The 18,394-nt window shown below is 70.1% G+C and carries 12 protein-coding genes; 5 read left to right on the plus strand and 7 right to left on the minus strand.

Features of this window, described 5'->3' with window-relative positions; genetic code table 11:
- Positions 1 to 17: 17 nt before the first annotated feature.
- The 3 genes from serA to HUA76_RS13710 all read right to left on the minus strand — a co-directional run bounded on the left by serA (position 18) and on the right by HUA76_RS13710 (position 3,600).
- Positions 18 to 1,271 (minus strand): phosphoglycerate dehydrogenase, encoded by a 1,254-nt coding sequence (gene serA, locus HUA76_RS13700; RefSeq protein ID WP_174461082.1) that lies wholly within the window; start codon positions 1,269 to 1,271, stop codon positions 18 to 20.
- 193 nt (positions 1,272 to 1,464) lie between these two features.
- Positions 1,465 to 3,117 (minus strand): serine protease, encoded by a 1,653-nt coding sequence (locus tag HUA76_RS13705; RefSeq protein ID WP_174457937.1) that lies wholly within the window; start codon positions 3,115 to 3,117, stop codon positions 1,465 to 1,467.
- A gap of 105 nt (positions 3,118 to 3,222) precedes the next feature.
- Positions 3,223 to 3,600 carry an STAS/SEC14 domain-containing protein gene (locus tag HUA76_RS13710; RefSeq protein ID WP_141646994.1) on the minus strand — a complete coding sequence of 126 codons (378 nt, stop codon included), beginning with the start codon at positions 3,598 to 3,600 and terminating at the stop codon, positions 3,223 to 3,225.
- Between the two features lie 282 nt (positions 3,601 to 3,882).
- Here HUA76_RS13710 and HUA76_RS13715 point away from each other — a divergent pair, with 282 nt between their 5' ends.
- The gene (locus tag HUA76_RS13715; RefSeq protein ID WP_174457938.1) at positions 3,883 to 4,920 is read left to right on the plus strand and encodes a serine/threonine-protein kinase; all 1,038 of its coding nucleotides are present in this window, start codon (positions 3,883 to 3,885) and stop codon (positions 4,918 to 4,920) included.
- Here the strand turns inward: HUA76_RS13715 and HUA76_RS13720 are convergent.
- Positions 4,854 to 6,815 carry an alpha/beta fold hydrolase gene (locus tag HUA76_RS13720; protein ID WP_174461083.1) on the minus strand — a complete coding sequence of 654 codons (1,962 nt, stop codon included), beginning with the start codon at positions 6,813 to 6,815 and terminating at the stop codon, positions 4,854 to 4,856. The two genes, HUA76_RS13715 and HUA76_RS13720, sit on opposite strands and share 67 nt — an antisense overlap.
- Before the next feature lie 126 nt (positions 6,816 to 6,941).
- The gene (locus tag HUA76_RS13725) at positions 6,942 to 8,840 is read right to left on the minus strand and encodes a S9 family peptidase (protein WP_174461084.1); all 1,899 of its coding nucleotides are present in this window, start codon (positions 8,838 to 8,840) and stop codon (positions 6,942 to 6,944) included.
- Positions 8,841 to 9,062: 222 nt separating this feature from the next.
- Here HUA76_RS13725 and HUA76_RS13730 point away from each other — a divergent pair, with 222 nt between their 5' ends.
- On the plus strand, positions 9,063 to 10,073 hold the full coding sequence (locus HUA76_RS13730) for a class I SAM-dependent methyltransferase (RefSeq protein WP_217439558.1): 1,011 nt from the start codon (positions 9,063 to 9,065) through the stop codon (positions 10,071 to 10,073).
- A 21-nt stretch (positions 10,074 to 10,094) separates the two neighbouring features.
- Here the strand turns inward: HUA76_RS13730 and HUA76_RS13735 are convergent, their stop codons facing one another.
- The gene (locus HUA76_RS13735) at positions 10,095 to 15,080 is read right to left on the minus strand and encodes an ATP-binding protein (protein WP_174461086.1); all 4,986 of its coding nucleotides are present in this window, start codon (positions 15,078 to 15,080) and stop codon (positions 10,095 to 10,097) included.
- A gap of 368 nt (positions 15,081 to 15,448) precedes the next feature.
- On the opposite strand from HUA76_RS13735, the gene HUA76_RS13740 reads away from it, so the two are divergent.
- The 3 genes from HUA76_RS13740 to maiA all read left to right on the plus strand — a co-directional run bounded on the left by HUA76_RS13740 (position 15,449) and on the right by maiA (position 17,822).
- Positions 15,449 to 16,033, plus strand: a complete 585-nt coding sequence (locus tag HUA76_RS13740) for a hypothetical protein (protein ID WP_174467301.1) — start codon at positions 15,449 to 15,451, stop codon at positions 16,031 to 16,033.
- A gap of 152 nt (positions 16,034 to 16,185) precedes the next feature.
- Positions 16,186 to 17,166: a fumarylacetoacetate hydrolase family protein gene (locus HUA76_RS13745; protein WP_174461088.1), complete on the plus strand. Its 981-nt coding sequence runs from the start codon at positions 16,186 to 16,188 to the stop codon at positions 17,164 to 17,166.
- Complete coding sequence (gene maiA / locus HUA76_RS13750) at positions 17,163 to 17,822, plus strand: maleylacetoacetate isomerase (protein WP_174457943.1); 660 nt, start codon at positions 17,163 to 17,165, stop codon at positions 17,820 to 17,822. Before HUA76_RS13745 ends, maiA begins: the two co-directional genes overlap by 4 nt.
- A gap of 65 nt (positions 17,823 to 17,887) precedes the next feature.
- Here maiA and HUA76_RS13755 read toward each other — a convergent pair whose 3' ends face one another.
- On the minus strand, positions 17,888 to 18,313 hold the full coding sequence (locus HUA76_RS13755; RefSeq protein WP_174457944.1) for an OsmC family protein: 426 nt from the start codon (positions 18,311 to 18,313) through the stop codon (positions 17,888 to 17,890).
- Between the last annotated feature and the right edge of the window lie 81 nt (positions 18,314 to 18,394).

Genomic DNA, 18,394 nt, shown 5'->3' on the forward strand with positions numbered 1-18,394 from the left:
ATGGGCGCGCGCTGACGTCAGGAGACGATGCGCGTCTTGATGTCCGTCGTCAGGCCGGCGATGGCGTCACAGACGGGGCGCGACACGTCCTGGTCCAGGTCCATGACCAGGTAGCCGATGTTCGCGTCCGTGCTGAGGACCTGCGCGTGGATGTTGGCGTTCAAGTCGGAGACGATGCGGTTGATGTCGCGCAGCACGCCGGGGATGTTGCGGTGCACGTTGAGGATGCGGTGGGTGCCGGGGATGAGCGGCGCCTCCACCATGGGGAAGTTCACCGAGCCCGTCGTCGCGCCCGTCCGGAAGAACTTGGAGAGGCTGACGGCCACCTCCCTGCCGATGGACGCCTGCGCCTCCTCGGTGGAGCCGCCGATGTGCGGCGTGAGGATGACGTTGGGCAGGTTCTGTAACTCGGTGACGAAGCCATCCGAGTTGCCCTCGGGCTCCTCCGGGTAGACGTCCACCGCGGCGCCGCCCAGGTGCTTGGAGCGCAGGGCCGCCGCCAGCGCGCTGATGTCCACCACCGTGCCCCGGCTGGCGTTGATGAGGCAGGCGCCCTTCTTCATCTTCGCCAACTGCTCGGAGCCCATCATCATGTGCGTGGACGTCAGCGCCGGGACGTGGAGCGTGACGAAGTCCGACTCGGCCAAGAGCTCGTCCAGCGAGCCCACCGCGCGCGAGTTGCCCAAAGGCAGCTTCGTCATGACGTCGAAGTAGAGCACCCGCAGGCCCAGGGACTCCGCCAGCACGCCGAGCTGCGAGCCGATGTGGCCATAGCCGATGATGCCCAGCGTCTTGCCGCGCACCTCGTGGCTGCCGGTGGCGACCTTGCGCCACTGGCCGGTGTGCACCTCGCGGCTGCGGTCGAACAGTTGCCGCGTCAGGGCGATGATTTCGGCGATGACCATCTCCGCCACGCTGCGCGTGTTGCTGAAGGGCGCGTTGAAGACGGGGATGCCGTGCGTGTTGGCGGACGTCAGGTCCACCTGGTTGGTGCCGATGCAGAAGGCTCCAATCGCGAGCAGCTCGTCCGCGTGCACCAGCGACTCCGCGGGCACCGTCGTCTTGCTGCGGATGCCCAGCAGGTGCACGCCCTTGAGGCGCTCGGCCAGCTCCGCCGGCTTGAGCGCCGAGGACGTGCGCTCCACCTGGAAGCCCTCGGCGGCCAGCAGCGCCTCGGCGGACGGGTGGATGTTCTCCAGCAGCAGGGCGCGGAACGGACCCTCGTTGAGAATCGGGCGCGTCGGGGACGGCGGGAACCGGGCAGTGCTCATGTCGCCGTGCGTTAGACCCCGGCCCCAAGGCTGTCAAGCGCGGGGTGAGGGGGCTGGAGGGCCCGGTGTCGGGAGCAGGGAAGGAGGGCGGCCCGCCGTCCGTGACCTGGGGGGTGGGGGTGTCCGGAAGACGAAAACGGGCGGCCCGGCTTCCCGGACCGCCCGCGAGAGGCCGTGAATCAGGACGGATGCGCTACTGGACGGTCCACGCCACGGTGCCGCCGCAGGAGGAGTTGCCGAAGCAGCCCGCGCGAACCTGGTAGGTGCCGCCCGCGCCCGCGGGCACGGTGTAGTTGGCGTAGGACAGCGAGCCGCAGGAGTCGTCGTTGCTCGTCACCTGCTGGCCCGCGCTGTTGTACAGGCGCAGGAAGGTGTCGCCGGTGCCGGCGGCGCCCGTCACGGTGCAGGTGCCGAAGGAGATGCTCTGGCCGGCGGCCACGGTGATGCCCTGGTTCGTGGTGCCCGTCTGCGCGCTGTTGGTGGCGCTGGCGGTGTACGCGAAGGAGCCGCTCGACGGCGCGGGGCCGGTGCCGCCGCCCTCCAGCGTCCAGGCCACGGTGCCGGAGCAGGCGCCGGAGGAGTAGCAGCCGGCGCGGACCTCGTAGTTGCCCGCCTGCGTCGCGGTGAAGCTCAGGTTGGAGCCCCGGCCGCCGCAGCCATCGTCGTTGCTTGCGACCTCGGTGCCGCTGGGGCCGAACAGGCGCAGGTAGGAGTCACCCGTCACGGCGGCGCCGGTGACGCCGCAGGTGCCCAGGGTGATTTTCTGACCGGCCGTCAGGGCCACCGTCTTGTTGGTGGTGTTGGTGGTGGCGCTGGCGGTGGCGCTCGCGGAGAAGGTGAAGTTGCTGCCGCCCGTGGGCGGAGGACCGGAGCCGCACAGCCGGGCGTTGGTGGTCGCCTGGCAGAGCGCGGTGATGGCGTTGCTCACGTAGGTGATTTCCTCGCCGTTGCAGCCCGTCTCCGTGCAGGTGTTGACGACGTTGCAGCTTCCGCTGCCGATGTAGTCCTCGTCACCGCGCACGAGGATGCCCGCCAGCGTGTGCTCCGCCGTCTCGTACACGCCCGAGCCGGAGTTGCCGGCGAAGGTGTCCGTGGTGGCGACGAAGTAGTCCAACGTGCTGGCGCGGGGCGTGCGCACCGAGCCGCCGGAGTCAATCTTGAAGGGGATGCCGCTGCCGGAGCCGATGACGGCCACGTTGGCGCCCGTCGCCAGCGCGGTGTTGCCGGCCCGGACAGGGGCGGGCGTGAAGCGCGGCGTCGCGGCGCGGTCCAGCTTGAGGATGGCGAAATCCAGGTCGCGCCCACCCGTCGTCGACTTCTTGCGCACGACGATGGACTGGCAGGAGAAGATATCCGCCGTCGTCACCGTCTTCAGCGTGTTGGCGGCGGTCCGGTAGTAGTTGAAGACGATGCGCGTGTCCCCGCACTCGGCCGCGCTCTCGACGCAGTGGCCCGCCGTCAGCACCAGGTCGTCGTCGATGAGCGTGCCGGAGCACCAGGCCGCCGTTGGATCACTCCGGAAGCGCTGGCTGGTGCAGAGGTTCTCGGACGAGCCCAGGTTCGGGCCATTGAAGGTGACGTTGTTGGGGTTGCTGGCGTTGAAGTCCGACGGGGACATCAGCGCCACGGTGGCCTGCTCCGCCCGCGCCTTCAGCGTGGCGTTCGTGTGCTCGAACACGTCCTTGCGGTCGTCGTTGCCGTAGACCACGGGCTGCTCGCCCGCCCCCGTCGCTGGAGCCTCCTCGCCGGGCTCAGCCTCGGGGGCCGGCTGACAGGCGGTGAAGGCAAGGGTACACAGCAGCGCGCCAAGAAGCTTCCTGGCGGCGCCATTCCGGGTGTTGTGCATATGGAGACGACTCCTGATGATGGATCGATGCCCGCCCGGGGGACGAGCGGGTCGCCACTATAAGGGAGCCGCCAGTGGAGGGCAGAGGGCCCCCCGAGGCAATGCTCAGTCCGCGTCCGGATTGCGCAGCCACTCCAGGGCTTCCTGCCGCGTCTCGAACGTTCGCGTGGGGATGGTCAGCATGGCCCGCTTCGTCATGCGCCACGCCTGGAGGCCGGAGGGGGCGTCCGTGACGACCCGCGCCGAGCGCTGCATCCCATGCAACTGCGCGTACGCGTTGAGCGCCGCCATGGAGGCCACGACGTCCGTGGGCATCACCCTCAACTGGGACTGGTCCACCAGCGCGGACCACTCCCCCGCGAACCCGACAATCGCCTTCTTCACCTCCGTCAGATACTCGGACAGGTCGGCCGAGGTGACCTGGGGGGGATAGACGACCTCGAGGATACGGTCCTGCGCGTGAACGTTGATCTGGAATGGCATGGGTGGTGACGGCTCCGAAGGCGCAGCATCCTAACCCCAGCCGGTGACACTCCGATACCCGACGCTTCCAATGTCCTTGGGGGAGGTAGGTCCGCCCGGCCTGTCCGGAAGCGCCAGGAATGTCAGACCCCCCGGCTAGTGACGTCCCTGCCGCCGAACCGGTACTGGCCGCGTCGAAGGGCGTGGCCCCGGGTCCAGGTGTCGCGCCGTGTTGTCGGGGCCGTCACGGGCGCTCGACGCCGCCGTGACGAGCGCTTGGGAGTGTGCCGAGGAGATTCCACCATGCAGACCGAGCTCCATTCCACCCCGCTGGCTCCACCCTCGTGGGGGGTGGACACGCTCGTCGGCCAGGTGCTGCACGGCCGCTTCCAGGTGTTGGAGGCCGTGGGCCCCAGCGGCCCCGCGCGGCTGTACCGGGCCCTCCACCTACCGTTGGAGCGGGAAGTCGCGCTGCGGGTGTTGAGTGCTCCACTCACGGACCAGGAGGCGCGGCAGCGCTTCTTCCAGGAGGCCCGCGTCGCCGCGAGGCTGGCCCACCCCAACACCGTCACCGTGCTGGACGCGGGCAGGACGGACGACGGCACGCTCTACGTCACCCAGGAGTGGCTGGAGGGGCGCACGCTGGCCCACGTACTCACCTCGGGGGCGCTGCCGTGGGCGCGCGCGGTGGAGCTGGCCCGGGGGCTGGGGCGCTCGCTGCGCCAGGCACACCGGCGGGGCGTGGTGCACGGGGACATGACGCCGGCCTACGTCATGCTGGTGACGGACGCGGCGGGGCGGGAGTGCTCGCACGTGAAGGTGCGGGGGTTTGGACGGCTGCGGCCCGTCGTCGCGGAGTCCGAGCGGCTCTCCGTGCCAGACCTGACGGGCAGCGGCTCGTTCCACGGCGCGCACGCGTACATGGCGCCGGAGCGGGCGCGCGGAGTCGCCGACGCGCGCGGGGACATCTATTCGCTGGGCGTCGTGCTGTTCCAGATGCTGATGGGACGCGTGCCCTTCGAGTCGGAGGATGCGCTGGAGCTGGTCTTCGCGCACCACAAGGAGCCGGTGCCGGGCTTTGGCGAGCTGCGTCCGGACCTGGCCATCCCCGCCTCCGTGGAGGCCGTGGTGCGCCGCTGTCTGGAGAAGCGGCCCGAGCAGCGCTTCGCCTCCATGGACGCGGTGCTGGAGGCGCTGCGGGACGTTGGCGTGGAGGAGGATGAAGCGGCGGAGCCGGTGCGCGCCATGCCGCGCGCGCACCGGACCCGGACGGCTCAGTTCGTCGGGGCGTTGGCGGGCTTCTTCAAGTACTGGTCCAGGAACGCGCGGGTGCGGGAGTAGGCCTCCGCTTCGTTCTTCTTCTTGGTGAAGCCGTGGCCCTCGTCGGGGAAGAGGACGTACTCGACGGGGACCTTGCTCTTCTGCACGGCCTGGACGATTTCGTCCGACTCCGCCTTCAGCACGCGCGGGTCATTGGCGCCCTGGATGACGAGCAGCGGCTTGCGAATCTTCTCCGCGTGGAACAGGGGGGAGACTTCGCGCAGCATCGCCTCCTGCGTCTCCGGGTTGCCGACCTCCTGGTAGAGCGCCTGACGCCGCGACTCCCAGTGGGCCGGCATGCTCTTGAGCGTGCGCAGCCAGTTGGACACGCCGAAGATGTCCACGCCCACGTTGAAGACATCGGGCTGGAAGGCCAGGGCGGCCAGCGTCATGTAGCCGCCGTAGCTGCCGCCGATGATGCCCACGCGTGAGCCGTCCACGTACGGGAGGGTGGACAGGTACTTCTTCGCCTCGACGCAGTCCTGGAGCGGCTCCTTGCCGTGCTTCTGGTCATCCGCGGTGTAGAACGTCTTGCCGTAGCCGGAGCTGCCCCGGTTGTTGATGGCCAGCACCACGTAGCCGTGGTTGACCAGGTACTGAATCATCGGGTTGTAGCCCTTGCGGGACTGGCCGCCGGGGCCGCCGTGGACCCACACGAGCGCGGGCGCCTGCTGCTTCGCGGTGGCCTGATGCGGCTTGAAGAGGATGTTCGGAATCTCCATCCCGTCGAAGGACTTGAAGCGCACCACTTCGGCGTCCACCAGGTCCTTGGCGTCGATCTCCGGGTTGAGGGTGTCCGTCAGGCGGGTGACCTTCTTCGTGGCGAAGTCGAAGACGTACAGGTTGCTGGGAGAGCGGTCCCCGTTGTGGTGGAAGGCCATGCGCTTCTCACTGCGGCCAATGGACACGCCGGTGATGTCGCCTTCGGGGAGCTTGGGCAAATCGAGCTGCTTGCCGGCCTTCACGTCGTGCAGCCGGATGGCGGTGCGGCCGTCCGCGTTGATGCCGGTGACGCGCAGCGCGCCATTCTTGGAGAAGTACGTGTACATCACGTCCCAGTCCGTCTTCTCCACGTCCTCCATCTTCCCGGTGGCGAGCACGTAGCGCACCGCGCGGGTGAACTCGGTGCCCTCGTCGGTGATGAGGTACAGCGAGGAGGACGTCGGGTCGAACGTCGCCGACTCCCAGGTCGCGATGCCCTTGTGGGGGGAGAGGTGCTTGCTCTCCTTCGTGGCGACGTTGAAGAGGTAGACGTCGCTGTCGGACGTGGTGTTGGTCTTGCCCAGGGAGAGCCACTTCTCGTCCGGGGACACGTCGCCCACGTCGAGGCCGCCCTCGTTCTGGTAGAGCAGCGTGCGCTCGAACGTCTTCGCGTCGTAGCGGTACAGGTCCATGAAGCGCTCATCGCGCTCATTGGTGAGGACGTAGAAGGCGGACTCGTCGCGGCTCCAGCCGAAGAAGGACGCGCGGTGCTTGTCGCCCGGCGTGAGGTCCTTCTCCTTGCCGTCCGGCGTGCGCACGTAGAGGTGGTGCTGCTCGTTGCCGCCCTGGTCCTTGGTGAAGAGGATGCGCTCGTCCTGGGGGAAGTAGCCCACGGCGAAGGTGCTGTCCGTGGTGGAGCGGGTGAGCTGGGTGGGCTTGCCGCCCTTCACCGGCACGGAGAAGACGTTGTAGATGCCCGTCTGGTTGGACGAGTAGAGCACCCGCTGCTCGTCCGGGGAGAAGGACGCGCCCCGAATCAGCGTCGTCTTCATGAACTGCTCGATGGCGTAGTGCTTCGACGGGCGCGCCGTTTCACGCACCGCACCCGGCTTCTTCTCCGTCGCGGTCGGCTCCGGCTTGGGCGCGGCCAGCGCGAGGGTGGGGACGAGGGCCACGGCGGTGAGCGCTCGTGACAGGGAAGACCAGGTCGGCATGACGGCTCCGGGGGAAGTGGGGTGCGCAGAGGGGGACACGCGCGAGGCGGCGCTGGCGCATCGTCCCCGTGCCTTTCTACACGAACGGCGGGAGGCGCCATTGCGTGGGCGCCGCCGTGAGCGGTCTCAGGGCTTTCCCCGCAGGTGTTGCTCCAGGAAGGAGAGGATTCGCAGGGAGGTCTCCGCTTCACTCTTCTTACCGCTGAACCCGTGGCCATCCTCGGGGAGGACGAGGTAGTCGAGGGGGGTGGTGTTCTTCCGGAGGGACTCGACGAACGTGTCCGTGCGCGCCTTGGGCACGCGCGGGTCATGGGCGCCCTGGATGATGAGCAGCGGCTTGCGAATCTTCTCCGCGTGGAACAGCGGGGAGATGTCGCGCAGCATCGCCTCCTGCGTCTCGGGGTTGCCCAGCTCCTGGTAGAGCGCCTCGCGGAGCGCAGTCTTGTGGGGTGGCAGCTCGCGCAGGGCGCTCAGCCAGTCGGTGATGCCGAACGCGTCCACGCCCACGGCGAAGACGTCCGGGTGGAAGGCCAGTGCCGCGAGCACCATGTAGCCGCCATAACTGGGGCCGAGGATGCCCACGCGCTCGCCGTCCACGTAGGGCAGGCCGGCCAGGTACTTCTTCGCCTCGACGCAGTCCTGGAGCGGCGCCTTGCCGTGCTGCTGGTCGTCCGCCGCGAAGAACGCCTTGCCGTAGCCCTCGCTGCCCCGGTTGTTGACGGCCAGCACCACGTAGCCGTGGTGGACCAGGAACTGGAAGAAGCTGCTGTAGCCCTTGGAGGACTGGCCCCCCGGTCCCCCGTGGACGAAGACGATGGCGGGGGCGCGAGCTTTCGCGGTGGCCGGGTGGGGCTTGTAGAGCAGCGCCGGAATCTCCAGCCCATCGAAGGACTTGAAGCGCACCCGCTCCGACTCCACCAGGTCCTTCGCGTCCAGCGCCCGGCTCAGCGTGTCCGTCAGGCGCGTGACTTTCTTTGTCGCGAAGTCGAACACGTAGAGGTTGGCCGGCGCGCGGTCTCCGTCGACCAGGAAGGCCATCCGCTTCTCGCCGCGCGACAGCGCCACGTCGGAGATGGCGCCTTCGGGGAGCCCTGGGAGGGCCAGGGGCTTGCCGGCCTTCACGTCGTGGACGCGCAGCGTGGTGCGGCCGTCCTCGTTGACGCGGGTGACGCGAAAGGCGCCGCGCTTGGAGAACGTCGTGGACAGTGCGTCCCAGGCGGGCGCCTCCACTGACTCGCGCTTCCCGGTGGCGAGTTCGTGGCGCTCCACGCGGGTGAATTCGGAGCCCTCATGGGTGAGCAGGTACAGCGCGGATGACGTCGGGTCGAAGGTCGCCGCCTTCCAGGTGGCCGGGCCCTGGTGCGCGGTGAGGTGCTGGCGCTCCTTCGTGGTGACGTTGAAGAGGTAGACGTCGCTGTCGGACAGCGTCCGCGACTTCTCCAGCGCCAGCCACCGCTCGTCCGGGGAGAGGGCGGCCGGCACGTGCTCGCCGTCTCCCGCGTAGAGAACGGTGCGCGCGTAGGTCTTCGCGTCGTAGCGGTAGAGGTCCAGGAAGCGCTCGTCGCGCTCGTTGGTGAGCACGTAGAAGGCGGTGTCGTCGTGGCTCCAGCCAAAGAAGGACGCGCGGTGCTTGTCGCCCGGCGTGAGGTCCTGCTCCTGGCCGTCCAGCGCGCGCACGTAGAGGTGGGGGCGCTCCTGGCCACTCGTGTCCCGGGTGAAGAGGATGCGGTCATCGGTGGGGAAGTAGCCGACGGCGAGGGAGGCGTCCTTCGCGCGGGTGAGCTGGGTGGGCTTGCCGCCCTTCACCGGTACGGAGAAGACGTTGAAGACGCCCGTCTCGTCCGACGAGTAGAGCACCCGCTGTTCGTCCGAGGAGAAGGACGCGCCGGACACCGTCGTTGTCTGCATGAACTGCTCGACGGTGTAGCGCTTCGCTGGGGCCTTGGGGCGCGGGAGGGCCAGGGCCAGGGCGGGGAGGACCGCGAGGGTGACGAGTGCTCGCGAGAGGGTGGACCACGAGGTCATGGGCAGCTCCAGGAGACGCAGGACCGAAGGCGCGCGGGACTGTGGCGTGAGCGGGGCCGGGATACGAATACTCGCTGCGTTTTGAAGAGCACCTCTGGAAGGAAGGCTCCGGGGGCGCGCTCGGATGCCCGCCTCCAGGACCGGGCGGGCGAGAGCGCTTCTCGTGGGAAGTGCATACATACCCCCCCGGGGTTGTGTTGGACGATGCACGACCCCCAGACGATGCCCCGCCCGCCGAGGCCAACGCCTGTCCCCTCCGTCCAGCGCAACCAACTGGTCCTTCCCGTCCCGGAGCGTCCAGCCCACGAGGCGCTCGCGGAAGCTCGAGGGTGGCTCGATGGCATCCACGAGCGGATGATGGCCGCCGAGGATGAGGTGCTGCACCAGGACATGCACTCGCTCCACCTGGGCCTGCTCACCTTGCGGCGCCGCTGGAGCGAGGAGGATTGGAAGTCCTTCTGCACGGACACCGCGCGCAAGCACCCGCTCCGCTCATTCGTCCACCAGTGTCCCTTCACCCGGCGGGCCTTCGAGCGCCCTCGGGGCTACGCGGGGGACGCGGCCCTCATCGACTACCTGTACATGGACCGGGCCGCGGACGAGCTTCACGCGGGCCGCGAGGTCTACCGGTACATGCACCAGCAACCCAGCGCAGTCAGCGTGCGGGAGCGCCGCGAGCTGCTAGCGCGCGCCCTCGACGCGACGGCCGAGCGTGTCCCCCAGAACGCGCGCATCCTCTCCGTCGCGTGTGGCCACCTGCGTGAAGCCGAGTCCTCCGCCGCGGTGCGGGAGCGCCGCGTCCAAGAACTCATCGCGTTCGACCAGGACCCGCTGAGCCTCGCGGAGATTTCCCACCACCAGCCGCTCGACGTGGTGCGCCCCCACTGCGGCTCGGTGCGCGCGCTGCTCGCCGGCAAGGTGACCTTCGCGGACCTGGACTTCGTCTACTCCGCGGGCCTCTACGACTACCTCTCCGCCTCCGTTGCCACGCGGCTCACCGGGCTGCTCTTCGGCATGCTGCGCTCGGGAGGCCGTCTGCTGGTGGCCAACTTCGCGCGCTTTCCGCCGGAGACGGGCTACATGGAGGCCTTCATGGACTGGTGGCTCACCTACCGTGAGGAGGACGACATGCGCGCCCTGCTCGGGGAGGTGCCGCTGGAGCAGCTCGACTCCGTGCGGCTGTTCAGGGACAGCCAGGACAACGTCATCTACCTGGAGCTCACGCGCCGCTGACCTTGGCGCCAGGAGCGCGCTTCAGTGCACGGGCGGGCCAGGAGGCTCGAGGTGTGACGGGGGCCCGGAGCAGGGCAGGGTGACGGTGAACGTGGAGCCCGTGCCCGGGGTGCTCTCCACGTCGATGGTGCCGCCCAGGGCCTGGACGATTTCGCGGACAATCCACAGGCCCAGGCCGAAGCCGCCATAGTGGCGCACGGACACCGCGCGCTCGAAGCGTCCGAAGATGCGCGAGAGGTCCTCGGTGGCGATGCCGATGCCGGAGTCCCGCACGCGCAGCCGCGCGAGGCCGCCCCGCTCCTCCAGGGTGATTTCAATCGGCTGGCCGGCGCCGTACTTCATCGCGTTGGACAACAGGTTGCCCACCACCTGCTCCAGTCGCATGGCGTCCCAGTAGCCCGCGAGGCGGTGCCTGGGTGCGTGCAGCCGCACCGGGCACTCGGCGCGGGCGAGCGCCTCGCGGCTGCGCTCGAGCTGGCCTCGCACCAGCGCCACCAGGTCCACCTCGGAGAGCTTGATGTGGAGCTGGCCCTGGGCGAGCCGGGAGATGTCCAGCAGGTCGCTCACCAGCCGCCCCAGGCGCTGGGTCTGCGCGGAGGCGGACTCCAGCTTGGCGGTGAGCTTCTCCGGAGGCAGGTGGGTGGTGGCGCGGGCCTGGGCCTGGAGGCCCTGGATGTGGAGCTGGAGCGAGGTGAGCGGCGTCTTCAGCTCGTGGGCGGCGATGGAGAGGAAGTCATCGCGGCGGCGCACCGCCTCCTGCTCGGCGCGGTAGAGCCGGCCCTGCTCCTCGGAGAGCGCGGCGATGCGCGCGAAGTTCTCCGCGTTCTCCAGCGCCGCTCCGGCCAGCACGGTGACGAACTCCGCCAGGTGCTCCTCCAGCTCGCCGAACAGCGCGCCCACCTGGCGATGCGTGGCGACCACGCACGCCACCGTCTTGCCGCGCACCTGGATGGGCGCGCACAGCAGCGAGCGCACGCCGAGCAGCTCCATGCTCTCGCTCGGGCGCCCGGGCAGGCCCTGGCCCAGCACGGTGATGCGGCCGGTCTCCAGCGCGCGGGCCATGGCGGTGCGGCTGATGCCCACCGCATCCGAGTCCTCGTCCGTGGGCAAATCCCGAGGGTCCACCACCGCGCAGTGCTCGGCGCGCAGGAGCTCCAGCATCGACTGGCGCGCGGCCTCGAACACCGCCTCGCGCGACAGGGCGGAGGCCAGCCTGCGGCCCGCCTCCAGCACGCGAGGGAAGCGGTCCACCAGCGAGAGGGTGCGCGTGCCGCCTCGCGCGGCGACCTCCGGCGAGAGGCCTTCTTCCATCTCCTCCAGCGCCCGCGTGGCCGTGGCCAGGTCCACCTCCGCGTCGGGCCAGCCCAGCGCGTGTCCCAGCGCTCCGCGGGCCTTCAGGCTCTGGGCATGCTCGTGCCGCATCTGCTGGGCCTCGGCCACTTGCAGCGACTGCTCCAGCCAGCGTCGCGCTTGTCGGGGCTGGCCTCTCAACGCGGCAATCAGGCCCCGCTCGCGCAGCGCATGCGGGAGGTTGTTGCGGTAGGTGCGCGCCAGCGCATGGGCGCGCCGTGCCACGCCCTCGGCGCGTTTGAGCAGGGCCTCGCGGCGCGCGGCGGCCAGGGGCGAGGTGACTTCCGCGAGCTGACGCAGCGCCGTGGCCAGGAGGGGCGCGATGGGGGCCACGTACTCCTGGCGCAGGTTCGCCTCGTCCACCAGCCGCGCGGCGCGCTCCAGCACCTCCACGGCGCCCGCCGCGTCCCCCTTGTGCATCCGGCGCAGGGCCTCCGCCTGGAGGACGCCCGCGTAGCTCTGCGGGTCCGGCTGGTCGGGGTTGCCCAGCTCGCCCTCCAGGAGCGTGCCCGGAAGCCGCCCTCCCGACGCCTTGGCCCAGGCCTCCAGCCCCAGGCGCGCCGAGTAGCGGTCTCCCAGCGCCAGGGCCGCCGCGTGCAGCCGCTGACTCGTCTCCAGCGACTCGCGCAGCCGGCCCAGCCGATAGAGCGCCATGGCCACCTGGAACGTCGCGTTGTTCACCTCCCAGGGGTCCCCCGTGCGCTCCAGCAGCCGGATGGCCTCGGTGCACTTCTCGATGCAGTCGTTGAAGCGGGACGCCGCGTAGCAGGCCAGGCCGTAGAAGTGCAGCGTCTGTCCCTGGCCCCAGACGTCGCGCTGCTCCTGGCGCAGGGTCAGGGACTTCTCCGCGTACGCGAAGGCGCGCTGGAACCATGGCAGGGTGGTGAGCGCGGGCGAGTGCTCCGAATACGCCTGGGCCAGCTCCGGCGTGGGCGGGTAGCGCTCCGCGAGGTTCAAGTCCCGCAGGTGCGCCCACAGCACCGCCATGCGTCCGCGCCGGTACCAGTAGCCATAGGCGAGCCGGCTGTAGAGGCGCACCGCCTGGAGGTCGCTCTCCCCACCCGCCAGCGGCCTGCGCGAGAGGAACCTGCGCGGCGCCACCGTGTGCGCGGCCTGCGCCAGGATTTCCCAGACGGCGCTGGCGCCGGTGAGCAGTCCTCCCGGAGGCACCCAGCGCCCCATCAGCTTCAGGCCCTGCTCCAGCGCGAGCGTGGCCTCGCCGAAGTCGCCCCGCTTGAAGGCCAGCTCCCCCACCTGGCCGAGGATGCGCGCCTGCTCCTGTCGGTCTCTCGCCAACGCCTGGGCGCGCTCGAACTGCTGGCGGGACTCCTCGTAGCGACCGCGCAGCATGAGGACATTGCCCAGCCCCGCCGCGACGCGAAAGCGGGTGCCCGCATCCGCGCCCGAGGCGCCGCGTTCGGCGATGCGATAGTTCAGCTCCGCGGTCTCCAGCGCGAAGCGCCGCCGCGCCAGCTCCGCGGCCACGAGCGCGTGGGGCAGTGCCTGCGCGTATTCGCCCGCCGCGTCGAAGTGATAGGCCAGCTCGAACGGGTCTTGGGGCAGCTGGTTCGCCGCCGAGCGCGCCGCCAGCCGGTGCAGCTCCCTCCGCTTCTGCGGCGTCAGCATGTCCAGCAACACCTCGCGCAGCTTGTCGTGCACGAAGGTGTAGCGCGTGCCTTCCTCCCACAGCATGTGCCTGCGGCGCGGCGCCTCCAGCGCGGCGCCCAGCTCCTCGGCGGAGACACCCGACAGCGTCGCCACCCGCGCCAGCTCGAAGGACTTGCCCAGCACCGCGCCCACGGACAGCAGGCGCCGCGCGGCCAGGGGCAACAGCCGCAGGCGTCGCACGAGGAAGGTGGCCGCCTGCCGCGACGAGCGCGCGTGCGCCATCGCCTCCGGTTGCACCTGCCACCCGGAGGGGCCGGGCACGAGCACGCCGTCCTCCACCAGCCCGTGCAGCACCGCGTTGGCCATGAAGGGGTTGCCCTCGGACAGCCGCGCCACCAGCTCGGTGGCCTCGGGGGGCAGCGCGCCGGCCATGGACTCCGCCAGCCGCGTGACTTCCAGGGCGCCGAAGGCGGCCAGCTTCAGGTGCGCGGTGGGAGCCAGTCTGCGCAGCACGTGCGTGGGGCCGATGTCCTCGCCACGGAACGCGACGACGACGAGCACCCGCCCCCGCCCCTGCTTCCTCGCCAGGGACCAGCCCTCCAGCGCCCGCAGGGTCAGCTCATCCGCCCACTGACAATCATCCAGCACCACCACGGCGGGCTCGTCCCGGGTGCCCAGCGCGTTCAGCAGCGCGGTGAGGGCCCAGATGCCCCGGCTCTCTCCGAGTGACTCGGGCCCGAGGCCTCTCGCGGGCGCGCGGGCCTGGGCGCACAGCACGGGCTCCAACTGCGGCAGCACCGTGCACAGGCCGGCCTCCTGCCCCGCCAGCCTGTCGCGCAGGAGCTCCGCGAGCGCGGGCTTCGCCTGGAGCGCCTGGGTGAGGTCCGAGGCCACGCCGGCGAAGAGCTGGAACGGGCGCCGCGCGGCCTGGTCCTGCGCCTGGCCTTGCAACACCCACGCGTGATGCCGCGCCGCTCGCGCGCGGAGCTCCTCGAGGAGCCGGCTCTTGCCTCCGCCCGACTCGGCCTCCACCAGCACGAGCCGTCCGGGGTCCGTCCGCGTGAGGTCCAGCTCCCGCTCCAGCGTGGCCACCTCCTCGTGACGGCCCACGAAGGACGGCTCGGCGAGGCTGCGTCGCGCATCCCTCGCGCCGGTGATGAGCGCCGGCTCCGACTGTCCCCGCGAGAGCGCTTCCTCCAGCTCCGTCAGGTCCGCCAGCGCGGAGCTCGCGGTCTGGTAGCGGTCCGACGGGTCCGTCTGCAGCAGCCGGGAGATGACCTCCTCCAGCGCGCGCGGCGCCTCCACGCCCACGGCGCGCAGCCGGGGCCTCGCCGCCAGGTGCTGACGCAGTACCTCTCCCACGGAGTCACCGTCGAAGGCGGGCTCTCCGGAGAGGGACTCGAAGAGGACGACGCCCGCGGAGTACAGGTCCGAGGTGGCCTCCACCGGACGGTGGAGCAGGCCGGCCTGCTCCGGCGACAGGTAGCGCGCGGTGCCCACCGGGAGGTCCCTGAGCGACGGGTCCAGTCGCTCGCTGCGCGCGAGGCCGAAGTCAATCAACGTGGCGCGGGAGAGCGGCTGTCCGGAGACGATGATGTTGGTGGGCTTCACGTCCCGGTGCAGGACGCCGTGACGGTGGGCCTCGGCCAGCGCGGACAGCAAGTCTCGGCCCAGGGACAGGGCCTCCGGAACGCTCAGGGCTCCGCGTGACAGGCGCGCATCCAGCGACTCGCCCTGGAGCCAGGGCGCCACCAGGAACAGCCAGTCGCCCGAGGTGCCCAGGTGGCGCACCGGCACGATGAAGGGACTGTCGAGGTGGGAGAGGACGGTGGCCTCGTGCTCCAGCCGGTGCCGCGCGGCCGGGACGAGCGCCGTGGTGGACGTCACCTTGATGGCGACGCGCTCTCCGGTGCGCAGGTCCACGCCGTCCCAGGTGGAGATGCCGTGGCCGGCCTTGATGCGGTGGGCAAGCTCGAACCGGTTGCCCAGTCGGCGGCCGGACTGCGGCTCTCCTGGAACGGCGCCGGCGTCTTGGAAGCCTTCAGCCATTCAGTGTCCTCGCGCTCCACCCCCGCATCGCTCCGGCGATGAGGTTGGCCTCGCGTTCCGTCCTTCCGGCAACGTTGGGTGTCGGACGGGGCGCTGCCAAGGGGAGAGGCCGACGCACGTCCCCCGTGTGCCGACTCAGCCTTCAACAGCCGCGCGCGCTCCGCTTCCCTCCTGCTCCACGAGCATGCTGTGTGCCCGCTCGCGGACCAGGGGGGCGAGCGCCCAACGCCACGGACTGTCGAGGAGGCAAGGCCGTGCGGGCGGCCTTGTCCGTCCGGCGGCCGACGAGGCGGGCGCCCGGTCTTCCGGCATGTGGGTGACACATGCTACGCCGGTGCGTGAACTCGCTCCTGCTCAAGGACACACTCATGAAGCTGTCGCAGACGTTCCTGGCCGCGCTCGCGCTGACCCTGCTGCTCCCTGTCTCCTCGGCGCGCGCCTCCGACTATCCGCCGGACTACCCCATCTGCAGCGTGTACGACTCCGCGACGACGGGGCCCTTCGAGGTCATCCGCCACACGCGCCGGCTTCCCGGTCGCCTGGCGACGCTCACCGTCAGCTACCGGGGCTACCTGCGGGGCCTGTACCCGGACAATCAAATCTCCATCTACATCCAGCTCAACGGCCGCCAGCAGACGCTGAGCGCCAGCGCGGGCACCAACAACGATGCCTATGTCTTCCTGAACGCGGGGCCGCGCGCCTGCATCAAGTGCATGCAGTACCAGAACCTGCCCCAGTGCACTGAGCACTTCGCCAACGGTGGCCAGGATGGCGTCTGGGTGTGCCAGCAGCCCACGGCGGTGGAGAACGACCTCTTCTTCTACGCCTTCAACTCCAATGGGAATCAGAACGCGTGGGACATCTCCCTGGCGGCGACGTCCCATGGCCAGTGGGACAGCAACCTGGGCAACAACTACTTCGCGCAGCTGCCGGCACGGTCGAGCTGCTGGTAGATTTCCGCCGCGAGCGGTTCGACATTCTCCACGCCGTGACGATTGTCGCGGCGCATCTGCGCCCCGCGCTTGACACCCTGGGGGCCCCGGCGGAAAAGCCGAGCACATGAGGCGGCCCCCGCTGTTTCCACCGGGCCGCGGGGAGCCCGGGATTGAAGCTCGCGACGCTCAAGGATGGAACCCGTGATGGGCGGCTCATCGTCGTCAAGCGGGACAACTCGGCCTATGCGCTGGCCACCAACGTCGCCCTGACGCTGCAGGCGGCGCTGGACGACTGGGACACGAAGGAGCCGCTGTTGCGCGCGCTCGCCGCGCAGCTGGAGGCCGGCGCGGTGCAGAGCCGCCCGTTGGACCAGACGGCCCTGCATGCGCCGCTGCCGCGCGCCTACGAGTGGATTGACGGCAGCGCCTACATCAACCACGTCATGCTGGTGCGCAAGGCGCGCAACGCGGAGCCGCCGGCCACGCTGAAGACGGACCCGTTGGTGTACCAGGGCGGCTCCGGGGACTTCCTGGCGCCCACCGCGGACATCCCGCTGGCGGACGAGGCGTGGGGCCTGGATTTCGAGAGCGAGGTCTGCGTCATCCTCGGCGACACGCCGCAGGGCACGAAGGCCGCCGACGCCGGCAAGCACGTCAAGCTGCTGATGCTGGCCAACGACGTGTCGCTGCGCAACCTCATCCCGGACGAGCTGGCCAAGGGCTTCGGCTTCTTCCAGAGCAAGCCCGCCACGGCCTTCAGCCCGTTCGCGGTGACGCCGGACGAGGTGGGCCCGGCCTGGCGCGAGGGCCGCATCCACCTGCGCCTGCGCTCGGTGCTCAACGGCGTCCAGGTGGGTGACACCGACGCGGGCCCGGAGATGCACTTCTCCTTCTTCGAGCTCATCCAGCACCTGTGCAAGACGCGCGGCTACACCGCGGGCACCATCCTGGGCAGCGGCACGGTGTCCAACGTGGACCGCGCCCGGGGCATCTCCTGCCTCGCCGAGCAGCGCATGATTGAGACGATTGAGGAGGGCAAGCCGAAGACGCCCTTCATGAAGCCCGGCGACACCATCGACATCGAGATGATGGGCGAGGACGGGCAGAGCGTCTTCGGTCGCATCTCCCAGAAGGTGGTGAAGACGCCATGAAGGACCTGCGCCTGCACAACTACTGGCGCTCCTCCGCTTCGTGGCGGGTGCGACTGGGGCTGAACCTCAAGGGCCTGCCCTTCGAGTACGTCGCGGTGCATCTCTTGAAGGACGGCGGTCAGCAGAACTCCGACGCATACCGCGCCGTGAATCCCATGCGGACGGTGCCCACGCTGGAGTGGACGGAGGCGGACGGCACCGTGCGCCGGCTGTCCCAGTCGCTCGCCATCCTGGAGTTCCTCCAGGACCACGTCCCGTCGCCGTCGCTGTTCCCCGAGGATGCGTACCTGCGCGCCCGCGCGAGGATGCTGGCGGAGTATGTGAACTCCGGCATGCAGCCCATGCAGAATCTGTCCGTCCTGCAGCGCATCAAGGCCGAGCTGAACGGCGACGACAAGGCGTGGGGGGCCTACTGGAACACCCGGGGCCTGGAGGCGCTGGAGAAGATGGTGCAGCCCACGGTGGGTCGCTTCTGCGTGGGTGACTCGGTGACGCTGGCGGATGTCTGTCTGGTGCCGCAGCTGTACGGCGCGCGTCGCTTCGCGCTGGACCTGTCGCCGTACCCCACGCTGCTGCGGATTGAAGCGGCGTGCGCGGAGCACCCCGCCTTCCAGGCGTCCCACCCGGACCGGCAGCCCGACGCGACGCCGGGCTGAGGCCCGAGGCGCGTGAAGGTCGTCCCCGCTCGAGTGAGAGCGGGGGCGGCCCTCTCGCGGAGCTGTCAGGGCGTGGGCGTCGCCGGGGCGAAGGTCGTCTCGATGCGCAGGGCCCGCGAGAGGGTGAGCGTCACCGGCGTCTTCGCGGAGATTTCGAGCAGGCGCGCGCGCTGCTCCTCGCTCACGGCGGGGCCGCAGGAGAGCACGCGCTCCACGCGCTCGGTGTCGTTCTCGCGGAAGAGCTTGAGCTTCACGGTGAGCGGGCCCAGGTCCCAGCCCTTGCGGGCCGCGTACATCTTCAAGGTGATGGCGGTGCACGCACCCAGCGAGCCCATCAGCAGTTGATAGGGCGCGGGGCCCTGGTCCGCGCCTCCCAGCGCCGCGGGCTCGTCCGCCTGGAAGTGGTGCTTGCCGGTGCGAATCGACTGCGTGTAGCCAGCCTGGCTCTCGACGACGGCCGCCGCGAGCAGCGTGGTGTCATGGGTGGTCATGACGGGCATGAATCCAGGACGGGGCCCGGGTGACAAGGCCCGTGCTCGGGTGGGAAGTCGCCAGGTTGTTTCGAAAGCGCA

This window comes from Myxococcus sp. CA056, assembly GCF_013336715.1.
GTDB classification, from domain to species: Bacteria; Myxococcota; Myxococcia; order Myxococcales; family Myxococcaceae; genus Myxococcus; species Myxococcus llanfairpwllgwyngyllgogerychwyrndrobwllllantysiliogogogochensis.

Excerpts from the sequence above, each read along its gene's own strand:
- maiA (WP_174457943.1), top strand. The coding sequence starts at position 17,163 with ATGAAGGACCTGCGCCTGCACAACTACTGGCGCTCCTCCGCTTCGTGG.
- HUA76_RS13715 (WP_174457938.1), top strand. The coding sequence starts at position 3,883 with ATGCAGACCGAGCTCCATTCCACCCCGCTGGCTCCACCCTCGTGGGGG.
- HUA76_RS13705 (WP_174457937.1), bottom strand. The coding sequence starts at position 3,117 with ATGCACAACACCCGGAATGGCGCCGCCAGGAAGCTTCTTGGCGCGCTG.
- serA (WP_174461082.1), bottom strand. The coding sequence starts at position 1,271 with ATGAGCACTGCCCGGTTCCCGCCGTCCCCGACGCGCCCGATTCTCAAC.
- HUA76_RS13740 (WP_174467301.1), top strand. The coding sequence starts at position 15,449 with ATGAAGCTGTCGCAGACGTTCCTGGCCGCGCTCGCGCTGACCCTGCTG.
- HUA76_RS13755 (WP_174457944.1), bottom strand. The coding sequence starts at position 18,313 with ATGACCACCCATGACACCACGCTGCTCGCGGCGGCCGTCGTCGAGAGC.
- HUA76_RS13725 (WP_174461084.1), bottom strand. The coding sequence starts at position 8,840 with ATGACCTCGTGGTCCACCCTCTCGCGAGCACTCGTCACCCTCGCGGTC.
- HUA76_RS13710 (WP_141646994.1), bottom strand. The coding sequence starts at position 3,600 with ATGCCATTCCAGATCAACGTTCACGCGCAGGACCGTATCCTCGAGGTC.
- HUA76_RS13720 (WP_174461083.1), bottom strand. The coding sequence starts at position 6,815 with ATGCCGACCTGGTCTTCCCTGTCACGAGCGCTCACCGCCGTGGCCCTC.
- HUA76_RS13730 (WP_217439558.1), top strand. The coding sequence starts at position 9,063 with ATGCCCCGCCCGCCGAGGCCAACGCCTGTCCCCTCCGTCCAGCGCAAC.
- HUA76_RS13735 (WP_174461086.1), bottom strand. The coding sequence starts at position 15,080 with ATGGCTGAAGGCTTCCAAGACGCCGGCGCCGTTCCAGGAGAGCCGCAG.